We start from the raw sequence: 16,351 nt of genomic DNA, 5'->3' as shown, positions 1-16,351 counted from the left end.
GTTTACTCTTAAATATTAAAGCTAACCATTAAAACAAGGAAAAACTTCTATGAGTGCTACTGCTAATTCCGTATGGAAAAACTGTTTGGCTTTTATCCAAGATAACATCCAACCGCAGGCATTCAAAACATGGTTTGAACCCATCAAACCTATAAAGCTGACCGATAAGGCGCTCAGTATCCAGGTACCCAGTAAGTTTTTCTACGAATGGCTCGAAGAACATTATGTAAAGCTTTTAAAAGTTTCCTTGACGCGTGAGTTGGGGACCAATGCAAAGCTGATCTATGTTATAAAAATGGAAAACAAGTACGGCAACAAGGAACCTTTTACGGAACAGATTCCAAGTTCCAACCGCACCGCTGTGGGGCCTCAGGAATTGGACGTGCCCATTACTTCCAAAAGTCCCGAACTAAAAAATCCATTTGTGATTCCTGGAATTCGAAACATTAAAATTGAGTCCCAGTTAAATCCCAATTATAATTTTGACAATTTTTTGGAAGGTGATTCCAACCGATTGGCAAGATCCGCAGGTATGGCGGTAGCCAATAAACCAGGTGGAACGTCCTTTAACCCCTTATTGGTTTTTGGGGGTGTTGGCTTGGGAAAAACCCACTTGGCCCACGCAATTGGTGTTGAGATAAAAGACAAGTATCCGGAAAAGACCGTGCTATATATTTCGGCGGAAAAATTCACCCAACAATATATAGAGTCGGTAAAAAAGAATACCCGAAACGATTTTATACATTTTTACCAATTGATCGATGTACTCATTATTGATGATGTACAATTTTTATCAGGTAAATCTGGAACGCAGGATGTGTTCTTCCATATTTTCAACCACTTGCACCAAAATGGCAAGCAGGTAATTTTGACATCGGACAAAGCTCCCGTGGATATGCAGGATATTGAGCAGCGTTTATTGTCCCGTTTTAAATGGGGCCTATCCGCAGAATTACAAAGTCCTGATTACGAAACCCGGGTATCCATTTTAAAGAACAAGTTGTACCGCGATGGGGTTGAGATGCCAGAGGAAATCGTTGACCACGTGGCCAAGAACATCAAAACCAATATTCGTGAGCTGGAAGGTGCCATTATATCGTTGATCGCACAATCTTCCTTCAACAAACGCGAGGTTACCTTGGAGCTGGCACAACAGGTAGTAGAGAAGTTTGTAAAGAACACCAAACGAGAAGTGTCCATAGATTACATTCAAAAAGTAGTATCGGATTACTTTGAAATGGATGTGGCTACGCTTCAATCCAAAACTAGAAAACGCCATATAGTTCAAGCTAGGCAGTTGGCCATGTTCTTTGCAAAAAAGTTTACCAAGGCATCGTTGGCAAGCATAGGTTCACAAATTGGAAAACGCGACCACGCGACCGTACTCCACGCCTGCAAAACTGTGGACAATCTAGCGGAAACCGATAAGCAATTCAGAAAGTACATCGAGGATCTGAACAAGAAATTCTCTTAATTACCTCACAACATTTTTTATGAAAACCAAAGTTTTGATGGTCTGCTTAGGAAATATTTGCAGATCACCATTGGCCGAAGGTATTCTACAATCCAAAGTGGATGCAGATTCCGTTTTTGTGGATTCTGCCGGTACTGCTGGATACCATGTTGGCAATCCTCCCGATAAACGTTCCATTGCTGTGGCACGAAAATATGGTTTAAACATAACCAATCAGAAGTGCAGAAAATTTTCTGAACAGGATTTTTCGGAATTCGATTATATTTATGTGATGGATCGAAGCAATTTTTCCGATGTTGCCAGTCTTGCCAAAAATCAAGAAGAAGCCGGTAAAATAAAACTGTTGTTAAGCGAAGTGGAATTGGGCGTCAAGGAAGTTCCCGATCCCTATTATGGCGGCGATGATGGGTTTGAAAATGTCTACCAAATGATCGACAGGGCTTGTGAGGCAATTGCGAAAAAACTAAATTAAGCCCATGGAAGAGGAAAAACCTGGTTTGGTCATGGGAAAAATCTATTTGATTCCCACCACCTTGGGAGACAACGCCCCTTTGGAGGTAATGCCCATCTCCGTAAAAGGGACCATCGAACGTATCAACCACTATATTGTGGAAAATGAAAAGACTGCCAGACGATTTATTAAACGGGTAAGCCCGAGCAAACCTCAACCTGAACTCCACATACAATCGCTGAACAAATACACTAATCCTGAAGAAATACCTTCGTTTTTAGATCCATGCATACACGGTTTCGATATTGGGGTTTTATCCGAGGCTGGTTGCCCGGGAATTGCAGATCCTGGTGCAGATGTGGTTCGGGTTGCCCACGAAAGAAGGATACAGGTCGTTCCCTTGGTAGGCCCTTCCTCTATTTTAATGGCTATGATGAGCAGTGGGATGAACGGTCAAAACTTTGCTTTTAACGGTTATTTACCTATTGACAATTCCGAACGTAAAAAGATGGTAAAAAGTTTGGAACGATTGTCCCGTGACAAAGGACAATCCCAAATTTTTATGGAGACCCCCTACCGGAACAACAAATTGCTCAAGGAACTATTAAGAACCTTGCAAAAATCCACCCGTTTGTGCATAGCTTGCGACATTACTTTACCCACTGAATTTATCCGCACGAAAAGTGTACACGAATGGAGTGAAATAGAAATAGATTTAGATAAAAGACCAACGATATACGTTATTCAAGCATAAAAAAGCCCCGAAGTTCGGGGCTTTTTTTAGTAACAATCCTTTTACCAATTATACTTTGGCGTTTTTCTGCTGTTTGATGTTGGAAATATCATAACCCGCAAATTTTTTCAAATAATACGAGATACTACTTCCATAAGCATCAGTTACATCGTTTTGTCCATATGATCGTAGGTACTTTTTCACGTTCCCGGCTCCAGCCAAATGTGCCGCAGCTAAAATACCCGATTCCGTTACCTTGATTCCTCCGATAGTTTTTCCGTTAAAGCGTTTGATATCCCTTCGAAGAATCCATTTGTTACGGGCAATATTGGCCTCAAAGGCCTTTTCCTGAAGTTCTGGGTTGTCCAAAAACTCATCCATATCATAAACTCCCATCAAATGTAAGGTACTGCTACCAAATTGGTATTTCCCTAAATAACCCAATGTGTTTACGCTATGATATTTACCCTGGGACTCTTTAAAAGCAAGTGCTTCCTTAAAGCCATTAAAAGCTTTACCCAGAAAAGGAGGTGGTGTAACCTCGTCATCGTCAAGAAGTGCAATGGAATCTTGCGGTGCAAAGAATTCCAAATTGGTTGTTACCTTCAATGATTCAGGAATTTCAACATCCCCTTTTTTCATTACGGTATAAGAACCAAAACTTGTCAAAACTACGATCATGGCAAGATGCAGTATAAAACCTATCCATCTTTTCATAATGTTCATATTTGTGATCTCGATACATATACGTATCAAAAATCAATTTGGCCGGCAAATATAGGTGGAGATAAGTTAATGGGTACCTTAAAGCTCTTAAAGATTTCATAAATCAGGCCTAAAATCCGTTAAAGTGATGAAAATCAACGGTAAAGAACACTATCGAAGAACCTTTTGTTGGTTCAACCAACGGGTATATTGCACTTTATTTCGGTTATGTTGCGCTAAAGACTTGGCAAAAATGTGATATCCGAAGTTGGAAACATCAGCAACAAAATATAAATAGTCGTGCTTTTCAGGGTTTAAAACCGCATCAATGGATGAGATATCCGGCATAGTGATCGGACCAGGTGGAACCCCTGCGTATTTATAGGTATTGTAGGGTGAATCCATTTCCAAATCTCGGAAAAGCACCCTTTTTATAATAGTATCGTAATTGCCCGTTTCTTTTTTGATGGCATAGATCACTGTCGGGTCGGCTTGGAGCAACATTCCTCTTCTAATTCTATTTAAATATACGCCCGCAACGCGCGGACGCTCATCCACTTTAGCGGTTTCCTTTTGCACCACTGCCGCCAACGAAGTTACTTGATTTGGGGTTAAGCCCATTTTTTTTGCTTTTTGGAGGCGTTCCTCGTTCCAAAAACGATCGTACTCGGTTTTCATCCTATCGCGAAAACTCTCTGCGTCGGTATTCCAAAAAAACTCGTAAGTATTGGGAATGTACATCGCCAGTTTGGTATCGTCATCAAACTTGGATTCCTTTAAAAAACTTGTATCGTTGAACGTTTTGAGCAACGACAAACTATCAGCTTCAATCTGTTCCGATATCCTTCCCGCCAACAAGGCCAGTGATTCCTGATTATTAAAAGATACCTGAACAGGAATATTGGCACTGCGCAAGGTGTTGATAATCTCGTTGTTGTTCATCCCCTTTTTCAGTGCATACTTACCTGCTTTTATGTTGGAAATGTAGCCTTTACGCTTGGCAACAGCTTCAAAAGTGGACAAATCCTTCAGCAAAGGCTCCAAAGAAGATTTTACATCGGAAAAAGTAGCGTCCGAAGCAATGTACACATATGCCTCATTATTATTGAATTGGGTATTGGGACTAAATATCGCGCTATAAATTTGATAGGCGATAAAACCACAAACCACAAGGCCTAGAACGGCCGTTGCCCAAAGTACTTTTTTAAGATTCATCCGTGTTGATCTTTTGATACATTATTTCGTTCTTGAACCCTCGACTGGTTCTTATCCATTCTTTTTTGACACCAATTTCCTCAAAACCCATTTTTTGGAACAAATGGATACTTGCCTCATTTTCCTCCAAGATATTGGCATACAACTGATGCATGTCCAATGTGGAAAAGGCATAATCGCACAATAGTGACAATGCTTCCGCTCCAGCACCTTTGTTTCGGTCCCCGGGTTCGACTATTATGATTCCAATGCCCGCGCGACGGTGTTTGGGGTCAAAATCGAACAAATCGATCAAACCGATACAATTATCTTGGTGATTGCTGATGCAAAGACGTAACTGTTTTACATCATAAATATCCCTGTGGGCATTATCCAAATACAATTGGAGTACTTTTTTGGAGTAGGGCTTCAACGTACCGCTCAGCTCCCAAACCGATGTGTCGTTTTCCAAGTTGTAAAGGAAATCGAGGTCGGTAGGCTCCAAAGCTCTTAAATAGATTTGTTCTCCTTTTAGACTGAGCATTCTATGGTTCCTTTAAATACCTGTATGGCAGGTCCTTTTAAAAAGATATTACTGTATTTCCCATCCTTTTTCTCAAAAGAAATGGTCAAATCGCCTCCAATCGTATGTATATGCACCTCGTTGGCAGCGGTTTTGCCCGACTCGTGCATGGCCAAGGCAACGGCGGTTACGCCAGTTCCACATGAAAAAGTCTCGCCTTCCACTCCCCTTTCGTAGGTACGTACATCAAAAGCATTGTCGTTGGTCTGTTCCACAAAGTTGATATTGCTCCCAGATTCACCGTAAATTCCATAGCGGAGTTTCTTTCCTTCCTTCTGTACATCAAATTTTTCCAGTTCTTTGACCATTTGCACATGGTGCGGGGAACCTGTATCCAAAAAGCTATGGTTTTGTTTTTCGTGGATTTTGTCCACATCGATCATCTTCAGGTTAACAATATCTCCTTCAACCGTAGCATGGTGCAATCCATCAACTGCATTAAACTTGGCCTCTTTTTCAATAACCCCTAAATAATGGGCAAAGGCCACCAAACAACGACCTCCATTACCACACATGCTGCTCTCTGCGCCATCCGCATTATAGTAGACCATTTTGAAGTCCGCCATATTGTCATTTTCGAGCAGTATTAAACCATCCGCTCCTATGCCAAATCTTCGGTCACAAAGTGCTGCGACAAGCTTGGTATTGTTTTTGGGAAATATCTGTTGACGATTGTCAATGATTACAAAATCGTTTCCCGTTCCTTGATATTTAAAAAACTGTAGTTCCATGATTATCTGCAAAGGAACAAATATATGGGATTCTTTAAGGTTTTTTTTGGAGTTAAAACAGCGTTAAACCGACCTGATCAAAAATTGAAAACTTTAATTTTGGTAAAGCTAAATGTTAAATAATTATAGAATTATGAAGAAAATAGCGAGTTTATTCCTAGTATCTGTATTTGCAGGCGCAATTACACTAGGAGCTTACAAATTATTTTTTGAGAAAGAAAGCTATAGGTGGGTTACTTCGGTGCAAGAAACCCCTTTGGTGACCACCAGCAATCTGGATACTTCTGCAAGAGGGGCCGGAATCAATGAAGCCGATTTTACATTGGCGGCTGAAAAAACCGTCAATTCAGTGGTGCATGTTAAAAATATGACCCTTAGTAGTAGAGGCCCTTCCAGTATAGCTGAATTCTTTTATGGATATGAACGTCAACAAACCCCTCAAGTGGGGACAGGTTCCGGGGTTATCATTTCTCCGGATGGGTATATTGTGACCAACAATCACGTTATCGCCAACTCAAGTCAGTTGGAAGTGACCTTGAACAACAATAAATCTTATGAGGCAGAAGTCATTGGAACCGATGCCGATTCCGATATCGCCCTATTAAAAATTGATACAGAAGAAGCACTTCCCTATTTGGCTTTCGGTAATTCGGACAATGCCAAAATCGGGGAATGGGTACTTGCGGTAGGCAACCCCTTCAATCTTACGTCTACAGTAACGGCAGGGATCGTAAGTGCGAAAGCCAGGTCGCTATCGCCAAGAAGATCACAGTCCTTTATACAAACCGATGCTGCCGTAAACCCTGGAAACAGTGGTGGTGCCTTGGTAAACACCAACGGTGACCTTATCGGTATCAATACAGCTATAACATCCCAGACCGGTTCTTATGTTGGTTATGCATTCGCAGTGCCCAGTAATATTGCCAAAAAGGTAGTCGAGGATATTATGGAGTTTGGCAATGTTCAAAAAGGACTTCTGGGAATCAGGGGCGGAGACCTTAATCCAGAAGCTGCAACCGAAATGGGAATAGATGACCTGGAAGGAGTTTATATTGCCAGTGTGGAAGAAGAGTCCGGGGCTTATGAAGCCGGTTTAAAGGAAGGTGATATCATAAAGCAAATAGACAACATCCAAGTGAGTAAATTTTCTGAGCTCTCTGGATATCTCTCATCCAAAAGACCTGGGGATAAAGTTGAGGTTACATTAAACAGGGACGGAAAAAGCCTCGTTAAAAATGTGGTCCTTAAAAAACAGCTTAGCGTTGTTTTGCCCTCCACTGGATTTACCGTTAAAAACTTATCCGAAGCCGATATAAAAAAATTCGGAATCTCAAAAGGCGTAAAAATTACCAATGTACCTGAAAGCTATTCAAGATACGGTTTGGAGAACAAGGTCATTGTGGAATTGGATGGTGAGCCGATCAATAATATTGATGATGCCAAGGAACGTTTTGGCCAACTATCCAGATATGGCAGAACCAGTTTTACCATGATCAACGAAAATGGTGAAAAGGAACATATGATACTTCAGTAAAAAAGTGCTGAAAAAACACTTAAAAGCGCCTTTAAAAAGGGCGCTTTTTTTATATCGAATATGTTTTACGAAAACGTTTGAAATATATAATTTAGCCGCAAAATAAACGATACAATCGCAACCACAACCCATGAGTGACATTTCATCTTACGAAAAAGAGCTTGCCTTTCAGGCAGATAGAAGAAAAGCAACTACAGAATTCATAAAAATTATCAGCGACCTATGGTACGACAAGGCCATTGAAGTGGTCCTGTTCAAAAACCAGATCATCGATAAAAATGTAAGCGATATCATTAACCTGCACGAATATGCGGGGGAATTTGTACAAAAACCAATGTCGATTTTTGATTCTGTTGAAATCCTTAGGGCAATCAACGATATTAACCTGCCACCAGCAAAGTTGGATATAGGAAAATTGACCTATGAGTACAATTCCAATGAGAACTCCCACCTTAATGTGAAAGCATTTGTTATTGATAAGCTGAAGGGCGCGCAATCTTCCAAAGCCATAAAACCAAAAGATGTGGTCCTTTATGGTTTCGGACGTATTGGTCGTTTGGTAGCAAGGGAACTAATGGCAAAAACAGGTCGCGGAAGTCAGTTACGATTGCGTGCCATTGTAATCCGAGGTGAATTGAACAAAGAAGTTCTGGAAAAAAGAGCCGCTTTGCTAAAAACCGATTCGGTACATGGTCCTTTTACGGGTACCGTGGATATTGATGATGCAAAACAAGCACTCATCATTAATGGAACAACAGTAAAGTTTATTAGTGCCAATCAACCCGAAGACATTGATTATACCAAATATGGCATCTTCAATGCTTTAATAATAGATAACACCGGTGCGTTTAGGGATAACAAGGAATTGTCCCGTCATTTAAAATCCAAAGGTGCCAGCAAGGTATTGTTGACCGCTCCCGGAAAAGAAGTTCCCAACATTGTTCACGGTGTAAACCACAAGGACTTTGACCCGGACAAGACCAAAATCTATTCCGCAGCCTCTTGCACCACCAATGCCATTACCCCTATCCTAAAAGTAATAGAGGATTCGCTCGGAATTAAAAAAGGGCACTTGGAAACCATTCACGCGTACACCAATGATCAAAACTTGGTGGACAACATGCACAAAAAGTACCGACGTGGGCGTGCAGCGGCACTCAATATGGTAATAACGGAAACAGGAGCAGGTTCGGCCGTTGCCAAAGCATTACCATCTTTAAAAGGAAAACTTTCTTCCAATGCCATTAGGGTCCCCGTTCCCAATGGTTCTTTGGCAATTCTAAACTTGGAAGTGAAGAACAAGACATCCAAAGAAAGTATTGATACCATAATTAAAAAGTACGCTTTGGAGGGAGATTTGGTTGAGCAGATAAAATATGCATTGAGCAATGAATTGGTCTCTTCCGATATCGTAGGAGCCACAGCGCCTTCGATTTATGACAGCAAGGCGACCATTGTAGCTCCCGGTGGAAAAAATGTGGTGCTCTATATTTGGTATGACAATGAGTATGGATATTCCCATCAAGTTATCCGTTTGGCGAAATATATAGCGAAAGTTAGGCGTTATACGTATTATTAGTGGAGTGCGATTTGTTCAAAGAACCTGTTTTCTTTTTTTGAAATTTGGTATATTGATGTAATTTCGTCCCGCCCTTAATCTAAATTTAATACGAGAACATTATTGAACATGAAGCATTTACGCATTTTATTCGTCTTAGCCTTACTTATCCCGACCTTGGCAATCCAAGCTCAAGAAGATGGGTCCTCCGATGAAACGGACAACACCCTTAGAGGACAATTTGAAGAGTTGGAAAGAAAGTCCGGAAACTATCGGGCCAATGGTATTCGTTATGAGGTAATCAAATTGTCGGATCTGTACGAAACCAAAAACAACATATTCGATTCCCTTGATACAGCCAATAAGACAATTAAAGACCTTTCTTCCACCATTTCCGCAAACAACGCTGAAATAGAAGACCTTAATAACAAGTTGCAGGAAACTACCAACAACTTAAATGCGGTTACCGAAGAAAAGGATAGTATCTCATTTTTTGGTGCTATGATCAGTAAAGGAACCTACAACTTTATATTGTGGTCCATTATTTTTGGACTGTTATTACTGTTATTGTTCTTTATATACAGGTTTAGAAATAGTAATTTCTTGACACAGCAGGCCAAATCCGCCCTTGCCGATCTGGAGGAAGAATACCAGAACCATAGGCGAAGAGCCTTGGAGCGGGAACAGAAAATAAGCCGACAGCTTCAGGATGAGCTGAACAAACAAAAAAAATAAGAATCAAGGCTTCCAAAAAAAGGAAGCCTTTCTTTTTTATGCCATAATTGTGCTAGCATTCCTTACTTTTGCGGCAAATCAATAGACAGCAACAATGTCCATGCGGATAGACATTATCACCGTACTGCCCGAACTTTTAAAAAGTCCGTTTGAAGCATCCATTTTAAAACGCGCTATCGAAAAGGGACTGGTCGAGGTGCATCTTCATAATTTAAGAGACTTTTCAATCGGCAACTATAAGCAGGTAGACGACTACCAGTTTGGCGGTGGCGCCGGCATGGTAATGATGGTCGAACCTATTGATAAATGCATTTCAAAGCTCAAGTCGGAACGTGATTACGACGAAATCATTTACATGACACCCGATGGCAATACCCTTAATCAAGGCATGGCCAACGAGATATCGCTGAAAAAGAACATTATAATACTCTGCGGACATTATAAAGGTGTGGATCAACGGGTGAGGGATATGTTCGTTACCCGTGAGATTTCCATTGGTGATTATGTACTGTCGGGAGGCGAATTGGCCGCCGCCATATTATGCGATGCCGTAATTCGATTGTTGCCAGGTGTTCTGAACGATGAGACCTCTGCCCTAACAGATACGTTTCAAGATAATTTATTGGCCCCGCCCGTTTACACGCGACCTGCAGATTATAAAGGACTTAAGGTCCCAGAAATACTGCTTAGCGGTAATTTCCCAAAGATTGAAAAATGGCGGGAACAAAAGGCTTTGGAACGGACCCAAGAAAGAAGACCCGACCTTTTGGAGGAATAAGGCGCTCAAAATTCAAAAACGCCAAAAAACTGCTTGCTATTTCTAAATATTGCATTACTTTTGCAATCTCAAAATCAACCTCTGACGAAATCCGTGAAAGTTGGTCTTGTAAAAACACTAAAAAAAACAAAAATGGAATCCTTAGTAAAATTTGTTGAAGACGAATTTGTTCCAAAAAAAGAATTTCCAAAATTTTCAGCTGGTGACACCATCACTGTTTATTACGAAATTAAGGAAGGTGAAAAAACGCGTACCCAGTTCTTTAAGGGTGTAGTGATACAACGTAGAGGAAGCGGTGCCACCGAAACTTTCACCATTCGCAAAATGTCAGGTACTGTAGGTGTGGAAAGAATTTTCCCGGTAAACATGCCTGCTTTGCAAAGAATTGAAGTAAACAAAAAAGGTAAAGTACGTAGATCTAGAATCTTCTACTTTAGAGGTCTTACCGGTAAAAAGGCCCGTATCAAAGAAGTTAAGGGATAATCCATATTCCATACAACAGGAAAAAGCACCTCAAAAGGGTGCTTTTTTTATGAACAATTGTTAATAACTTCGGTTCATATCATGTTGATTTTTAATGTTTTAAAAAGTTGCAAATTTTAGTTTTGCGTTCTACTTTAGTCGAAGATATGATAGTGATACCATCACGATTGTGTCGATTTAAAGTTGACGTTCTTTAAAACTGTGGATTCCCTTTTAATTGGTAACACTACTGATCACAAAAGGAATTTCAAATGAGGAGTAGCTTCGGCGAAACCTGATGAGAAATAATAAATTTTATGTGCGAACAGGAGAGCAATTTTCTGTTTTGATAAAGTTTAGGAATACAACAGTACACTTTGTAGAATGTAGTTTAGTTGAAAAATTAAGAACATAGCAGAGTAAACGTCGAAGGGTTTCAAGGGCAATCATCAGATTGTTTGGTTTTGTAGCAATGCAAAGAAAACTTGATCCCATTCTGAAAGCCATATCTAAGTGAAAACATAGATATGGCTTTTGTTTTTTAACAAATTCTCATTAAAAACCCACACTTTTAGTTATTTCCATCCATACTTCACCGTCCATAAATCGTATATTTGCAATCGCTCAAACAAATACATATAAATGGCTAAACTTTATTATACCAAAACAGATGAGGCTCCTGCCTTAGCAACATTATCCTTCTTACCTATTGTAAAATCATTCACCGAAACCGCCAATATCTCAGTAGAGACCAAAGACATTTCTTTGGCCGGTAGAATTGCCGCTGTGTTTCCAGAGTTGTTGACCAAGGAACAGCAAGTTCCGGACGATTTGTCCATTTTGGGCGAACTTGCCAAGACCCCTGAGGCCAACATTATCAAACTTCCCAACATCAGTGCTTCCATTCCTCAGCTGAAAGAAGCCATTGAGGAACTTCAGGGTAAAGGATATAAATTACCGGACTACCCGGACGAACCTAAAACCGACGAAGAAAAAGAAATCAAGGCCAAATACGATAAAGTAAAAGGTAGTGCGGTAAACCCAGTACTTCGAGAAGGAAACTCGGACAGACGCGCACCCAAGGCCGTTAAAAATTACGCCAAGGCACACCCGCATACGATGGGCGAATGGTCTTCCGACTCCAAAACCCATGTGGCCACCATGTCTCACGGCGATTTTAAATCCAACGAAAAATCGTTGACCATGGCCAATCCGGATGAAATCCGTATTGAGTTGATAGGTAAAGACGGAAGCACGACCGTATTAAAAGACAAGCTTTCCCTTTTAAAAGGAGAGGTCATCGATGCCACGGTAATGAGCAAAAAAGCATTGGTCGATTTTTTGACCAAGGAAATTGCCGATGCGAGGAAAAACAACATCTTACTTTCATTACACTTTAAAGCGACCATGATGAAGGTTTCCGACCCTATCATTTTTGGTCACGCTTTACAAGTTTACTTTTCGGAATTGTTCAAAAACTACGGAGATACTTTCGAAAAATTGGGAATCAATCCAAACGATGGATTGGAAACCTTGTTGGATAAAATCGGAAAGTTGCCCGAAGAACAACACAAAGAGATTGAAGGGGCCATAAAGGAAAGTATTGAAAACGGACCTGACTTGGCCATGGTAAATTCCGATAAGGGCATTACCAACCTGCATGTACCCAGTGATGTGATTATTGATGCCTCCATGCCCGCCATGATCAGGAATTCCGGTAAAATGTGGGACAAGAACGGTGAACTTCAAGATACCAAGGCCATCATACCTGATAGCAGTTATGCGGGGGTTTATCAAGCCACTATCGATTTTTGCAAAGAACACGGAGCTTTTGATCCCAAAACCATGGGAACGGTTCCCAATGTTGGTTTAATGGCTCAAAAAGCCGAAGAGTATGGTTCCCACGATAAAACTTTCGAAATTGAGAAAAATGGAACGGTAAAAGTGGTGAATGCCGCAGGCGAAACATTAATAGAGCACCCAGTGGAAGAAGGTGATATCTGGAGAATGTGCCAAGTAAAAGATGCTCCTGTTCAGGATTGGGTCAAATTGGCCGTTTCTCGAGCAAGGGCCACAGATACTCCAGCTGTTTTCTGGTTGGATGAAAACAGGGCGCACGACGCCGAATTGATCAAAAAAGTAACCCTTTACCTTAAAGACCACGATACCGAAGGATTGGACATTAGAATCCTCTCACCGATTGAAGCGACCAAGTTCACTTTGAAGCGCATGAAGGAAGGAAAAGACACTATTTCCGTATCCGGCAATGTATTAAGAGACTACTTGACCGACCTCTTCCCTATTTTAGAAGTGGGAACCAGTGCAAAAATGCTTTCTATCGTTCCTTTGATGAACGGCGGTGGGCTGTTCGAAACTGGTGCCGGTGGCTCCGCTCCAAAGCACGTCGAACAATTCTTGGAGGAAGGTCACTTAAGATGGGATTCCCTTGGTGAATTCTTGGCATTGGCCGTTTCTTTGGAATTCTTCGGAGATAAAAACAACAACAAAAAAGCTCAGGTACTGGCCGATGCGTTGGACAAAGCAACCGAGGAGTTCTTGAACCAAGATAGGTCACCATCCAGAAAGGTAAACGAGATCGATACCCGTGGAAGCCATTTCTACCTAGCACTTTATTGGGCCGAGCAATTGGCAAAGCAGGATAAGGATGAGGAATTAAAAGCCATATTCAGCAAAGCTCACGAAACAATGTCTTCCAACGAGGATCAGATTACCCAGGAGTTGATAGATGCCCAAGGTTCGCCGGTAGATATTGGGGGGTACTACCTTCCAAATCCAGAAATGGCATCAAAAGCTATGCGACCAAGTGAAACTCTAAACAGTATTTTGAGTTCTATCGGATAATCAAGCACAAGAGATCAATAGTTTAACAAGGCAGTCAAATCAATGACTGCCTTTTTTTTTATAACACCATATGTTAAAATATGCCGTGGCCACAACTTAGATTTTTTCTCTACTCCATAAATATGTATTTTTAAAGAAACCAATCAAATGTCCAGACATTATCTTGCATTTTTGCTAGCCCTGTTTGGGCATTTTTTCATATTACAGGCCCAAGAAAAACATACACTAAGCGGTACTGTTTCCGAAGCTACCAGTAACGAATCATTAATTGGCGTAACCATTGCCATCTCCGAACTAAAAACGGGAACGACCACAAATGAATACGGTTTTTATTCCATCACCCTTCCCGAAGGAGAATATCAAGTGGTTGTTAGTTATTTAGGTTTCCAGGAAGTTGTAAAAACCATTACACTTGATAAAAACCTAAAGCTGGATTTTAACCTTGTGGAGAAAACGGAAGAATTGCAAGAAGTCGTGGTGACCGACGATGTGGAGAAATTGGATATTCGAAAACCACAAATGAGCGTTACCTCGCTGGCTTCCCAAACCATCAAGCAAATCCCTGTGGTATTGGGCGAAGCGGATGTCATAAAATCCTTGGTCCTTTTGCCCGGTGTGACAAGTGCGGGAGAGGCATCTTCCGGATTTAACGTAAGGGGCGGAGCAGTAGACCAGAACCTTATTTTATTGGATGAAGCCACCGTCTTCAACTCTTCCCACCTATTCGGTTTCTTTTCGGTTTTTAATCCCGATGCCATAAAAGATGTTAAACTATTTAAGGGTGGTATTCCCGCAAGGTACGGAGGTAGGGTTTCTTCCGTTCTTGAAATCTTTCAGAAAGAAGGAAACAGTAAAGAATTAAAAGTAAATGGAGGAATCGGGGCTGTGGCCAGTCGATTGTTGATCGAAGGACCGATTCAAAAAGACAGAACCGCTTTTTTGGTAGGTGGCAGGGCCTCTTACGCACATTTATTTTTACCATTGTTCGATGTTAACAACAAAGCCTATTTCTACGATTTAAACACCAAAATCAACCATAAAATCAACGAGAACAACAGTGTTTTCCTATCCGGTTACTTTGGAAGAGACCTTTTTAATGTTAGTGACAGATTTGTAAATGTGTATGGGAATGCGGTAGGGAACTTTAGATGGAACCATTTGTTTTCCGACAGGCTATTCTCCAACCTTTCCCTGATCTACTCAGATTATTACTATGGCTTAGAGCTGGATTTTGTTGGATTTGAGTGGAATTCAGGAATCCAAAACTTCAATGTTAAATACGATTTAAAACACTACCTGAACGATAGATTTCAGCTTAACTATGGGATTAACAGCATTTACTATGTATTTAATCCAGGTAAAATCGTTCCTAACAGCCCAGATTCAGGAATTGTGGAAGAACAACTCACAAAAAAATATGCCAACGAGAATGCGGCCTATATAGATATTGAGCATCAAATCACGGATAATTTAAGTGTTGAATACGGATTAAGGGCAAGTCAGTTTGCCAGATTGGGACAAGACGAATTCTTCGTTTACGAAAACGACAACCCTGTCGAATTTGACCCCTTTACATTAACGTATCGAGAAGGTGAGCCCATTGACACGATCAATCCGGGAAGGAGCAATACGCTCAAAAGCTTTTTCAATTTGGAACCTCGGATTTCCATGTCCTATAGCTTTAAAGAAATCAACTCCATTAAAGCCAGTTATACCCGATTGGCACAATATCTTCACCTGCTTTCCAATACAAGTTCCCCTACTCCATTGGATGTTTGGACACCCAGCGGGCCTTTTGTTGAACCACAGCTTTTGGATCAATATGCCCTTGGTTATTTCAGAAATATAAATAGCGGAGCATATAATTTGGAAGCAGAGGTCTTTTACAAGGATATCCAAAACAGGATAGACTATATCGATGGGGCCAACCTCATTGCCAACAATGCCATCGAACAAGTCATATTGAATGGCCAGGCAAGAGCATATGGGCTGGAACTTCTTATTAGAAAAAATCAAGGCCGCTTTCAGGGCTGGCTGGCCTATACGCTGTCCCGATCGGAACAAAGGACACCGGGGCGAACCCAAAACTTTGATACCGGTCGTTCCAATTTGGAAACAGGGATCAATCTGGGCGACTGGTACAGTACTCCTTACGACAAAACACATGACCTATCCTTATACGGAAGTTTTGAGTTGAATGAAAAATGGAGCTTTAATGCCAATTTCATCTATCAAACAGGACAACCTACCAATTATCCCATAGGTCAATTTGAATTTGAAGGCGTAAATGTTCCTTACTATGGACTAAGGAACAAAGAAAGACTACCAGACTACCATCGACTGGATATCTCCGCAATCTTAACCCCTAAACGCAACAAACGTAAAAAAATACAATCGGAATGGGTGTTCAGCATTTACAATGCCTATAGTCGTAGAAATGCAGCATCCATTAATTTTAGGGAAAATGAAGATACGGGAAGAAACGAGGCCATACGGACTTCTATATTTGGCATTATCCCATCGGTAACCTATAACTTTAAATTTTAAGGGT

Annotated in this window: 14 protein-coding genes; 10 read left to right on the top strand and 4 right to left on the bottom strand. The window is 40.9% G+C overall.

Annotation, left to right across the window (positions count from 1 at the left end):
- Positions 1 to 49: 49 nt before the first annotated feature.
- From dnaA to J0X13_RS03545, 3 genes are read left to right on the top strand one after another with little or no spacing between them, the layout of a single operon-like run.
- On the top strand, positions 50 to 1,474 hold the full coding sequence (gene dnaA, locus J0X13_RS03555) for a chromosomal replication initiator protein DnaA (RefSeq protein ID WP_207070078.1): 1,425 nt from the start codon (positions 50 to 52) through the stop codon (positions 1,472 to 1,474).
- A 19-nt stretch (positions 1,475 to 1,493) separates the two neighbouring features.
- Complete coding sequence (locus J0X13_RS03550; protein WP_207070077.1) at positions 1,494 to 1,946, top strand: low molecular weight protein-tyrosine-phosphatase; 453 nt, start codon at positions 1,494 to 1,496, stop codon at positions 1,944 to 1,946.
- Between the two features lie 4 nt (positions 1,947 to 1,950).
- Positions 1,951 to 2,679 carry an SAM-dependent methyltransferase gene (locus J0X13_RS03545; protein WP_207070076.1) on the top strand — a complete coding sequence of 243 codons (729 nt, stop codon included), beginning with the start codon at positions 1,951 to 1,953 and terminating at the stop codon, positions 2,677 to 2,679.
- A 48-nt stretch (positions 2,680 to 2,727) separates the two neighbouring features.
- Here the strand turns inward: J0X13_RS03545 and J0X13_RS03540 are convergent, their stop codons facing one another.
- The 4 genes from J0X13_RS03540 to dapF all read right to left on the bottom strand — a co-directional run bounded on the left by J0X13_RS03540 (position 2,728) and on the right by dapF (position 5,871).
- Positions 2,728 to 3,375 (bottom strand): lysozyme family protein, encoded by a 648-nt coding sequence (locus tag J0X13_RS03540; RefSeq protein WP_207070075.1) that lies wholly within the window; start codon positions 3,373 to 3,375, stop codon positions 2,728 to 2,730.
- A 159-nt stretch (positions 3,376 to 3,534) separates the two neighbouring features.
- Positions 3,535 to 4,578, bottom strand: a complete 1,044-nt coding sequence (gene mltG / locus J0X13_RS03535) for an endolytic transglycosylase MltG (protein WP_207070074.1) — start codon at positions 4,576 to 4,578, stop codon at positions 3,535 to 3,537.
- Positions 4,568 to 5,101: a GNAT family N-acetyltransferase gene (locus J0X13_RS03530; protein WP_207070073.1), complete on the bottom strand. Its 534-nt coding sequence runs from the start codon at positions 5,099 to 5,101 to the stop codon at positions 4,568 to 4,570. Before J0X13_RS03530 ends, mltG begins: the two co-directional genes overlap by 11 nt.
- Positions 5,089 to 5,871: a diaminopimelate epimerase gene (gene dapF / locus J0X13_RS03525; RefSeq protein WP_207070072.1), complete on the bottom strand. Its 783-nt coding sequence runs from the start codon at positions 5,869 to 5,871 to the stop codon at positions 5,089 to 5,091. The genes J0X13_RS03530 and dapF overlap by 13 nt, the downstream gene beginning before the upstream one ends.
- A gap of 133 nt (positions 5,872 to 6,004) precedes the next feature.
- Here dapF and J0X13_RS03520 point away from each other — a divergent pair, with 133 nt between their 5' ends.
- The 7 genes from J0X13_RS03520 to J0X13_RS03490 all read left to right on the top strand — a co-directional run bounded on the left by J0X13_RS03520 (position 6,005) and on the right by J0X13_RS03490 (position 16,347).
- Positions 6,005 to 7,405 carry a trypsin-like peptidase domain-containing protein gene (locus J0X13_RS03520; RefSeq protein ID WP_207070071.1) on the top strand — a complete coding sequence of 467 codons (1,401 nt, stop codon included), beginning with the start codon at positions 6,005 to 6,007 and terminating at the stop codon, positions 7,403 to 7,405.
- 130 nt (positions 7,406 to 7,535) lie between these two features.
- The gene (locus J0X13_RS03515; protein ID WP_207070070.1) at positions 7,536 to 8,984 is read left to right on the top strand and encodes a glyceraldehyde-3-phosphate dehydrogenase; all 1,449 of its coding nucleotides are present in this window, start codon (positions 7,536 to 7,538) and stop codon (positions 8,982 to 8,984) included.
- Positions 8,985 to 9,092: 108 nt separating this feature from the next.
- Positions 9,093 to 9,698: a tRNA (guanine-N1)-methyltransferase gene (locus J0X13_RS03510; protein ID WP_207070069.1), complete on the top strand. Its 606-nt coding sequence runs from the start codon at positions 9,093 to 9,095 to the stop codon at positions 9,696 to 9,698.
- Between the two features lie 100 nt (positions 9,699 to 9,798).
- On the top strand, positions 9,799 to 10,476 hold the full coding sequence (trmD, locus tag J0X13_RS03505; protein ID WP_207070798.1) for a tRNA (guanosine(37)-N1)-methyltransferase TrmD: 678 nt from the start codon (positions 9,799 to 9,801) through the stop codon (positions 10,474 to 10,476).
- 132 nt (positions 10,477 to 10,608) lie between these two features.
- The gene (rplS, locus tag J0X13_RS03500) at positions 10,609 to 10,959 is read left to right on the top strand and encodes a 50S ribosomal protein L19 (protein ID WP_163627495.1); all 351 of its coding nucleotides are present in this window, start codon (positions 10,609 to 10,611) and stop codon (positions 10,957 to 10,959) included.
- A gap of 621 nt (positions 10,960 to 11,580) precedes the next feature.
- Complete coding sequence (locus tag J0X13_RS03495; protein WP_207070068.1) at positions 11,581 to 13,800, top strand: NADP-dependent isocitrate dehydrogenase; 2,220 nt, start codon at positions 11,581 to 11,583, stop codon at positions 13,798 to 13,800.
- A gap of 147 nt (positions 13,801 to 13,947) precedes the next feature.
- Positions 13,948 to 16,347: a TonB-dependent receptor gene (locus J0X13_RS03490; RefSeq protein ID WP_207070067.1), complete on the top strand. Its 2,400-nt coding sequence runs from the start codon at positions 13,948 to 13,950 to the stop codon at positions 16,345 to 16,347.
- Positions 16,348 to 16,351: the final 4 nt, after the last annotated feature.

This window comes from [Muricauda] lutisoli (nom. illeg.) (genome assembly GCF_017313105.1).
Classification (GTDB): Bacteria; Bacteroidota; Bacteroidia; order Flavobacteriales; family Flavobacteriaceae; genus Flagellimonas; species Flagellimonas lutisoli.
This window is presented reverse-complemented; position numbering and strand designations above follow the sequence as displayed.

Coding starts and splice junctions, on each gene's coding strand:
- dnaA (WP_207070078.1), top strand. CDS start 50: ATGAGTGCTACTGCTAATTCCGTATGGAAAAACTGTTTGGCTTTTATC.
- J0X13_RS03550 (WP_207070077.1), top strand. CDS start 1,494: ATGAAAACCAAAGTTTTGATGGTCTGCTTAGGAAATATTTGCAGATCA.
- J0X13_RS03545 (WP_207070076.1), top strand. CDS start 1,951: ATGGAAGAGGAAAAACCTGGTTTGGTCATGGGAAAAATCTATTTGATT.
- J0X13_RS03540 (WP_207070075.1), bottom strand. CDS start 3,375: ATGAAAAGATGGATAGGTTTTATACTGCATCTTGCCATGATCGTAGTT.
- mltG (WP_207070074.1), bottom strand. CDS start 4,578: ATGAATCTTAAAAAAGTACTTTGGGCAACGGCCGTTCTAGGCCTTGTG.
- J0X13_RS03530 (WP_207070073.1), bottom strand. CDS start 5,101: ATGCTCAGTCTAAAAGGAGAACAAATCTATTTAAGAGCTTTGGAGCCT.
- dapF (WP_207070072.1), bottom strand. CDS start 5,871: ATGGAACTACAGTTTTTTAAATATCAAGGAACGGGAAACGATTTTGTA.
- J0X13_RS03520 (WP_207070071.1), top strand. CDS start 6,005: ATGAAGAAAATAGCGAGTTTATTCCTAGTATCTGTATTTGCAGGCGCA.
- J0X13_RS03515 (WP_207070070.1), top strand. CDS start 7,536: ATGAGTGACATTTCATCTTACGAAAAAGAGCTTGCCTTTCAGGCAGAT.
- J0X13_RS03510 (WP_207070069.1), top strand. CDS start 9,093: ATGAAGCATTTACGCATTTTATTCGTCTTAGCCTTACTTATCCCGACC.
- trmD (WP_207070798.1), top strand. CDS start 9,799: ATGCGGATAGACATTATCACCGTACTGCCCGAACTTTTAAAAAGTCCG.
- rplS (WP_163627495.1), top strand. CDS start 10,609: ATGGAATCCTTAGTAAAATTTGTTGAAGACGAATTTGTTCCAAAAAAA.
- J0X13_RS03495 (WP_207070068.1), top strand. CDS start 11,581: ATGGCTAAACTTTATTATACCAAAACAGATGAGGCTCCTGCCTTAGCA.
- J0X13_RS03490 (WP_207070067.1), top strand. CDS start 13,948: ATGTCCAGACATTATCTTGCATTTTTGCTAGCCCTGTTTGGGCATTTT.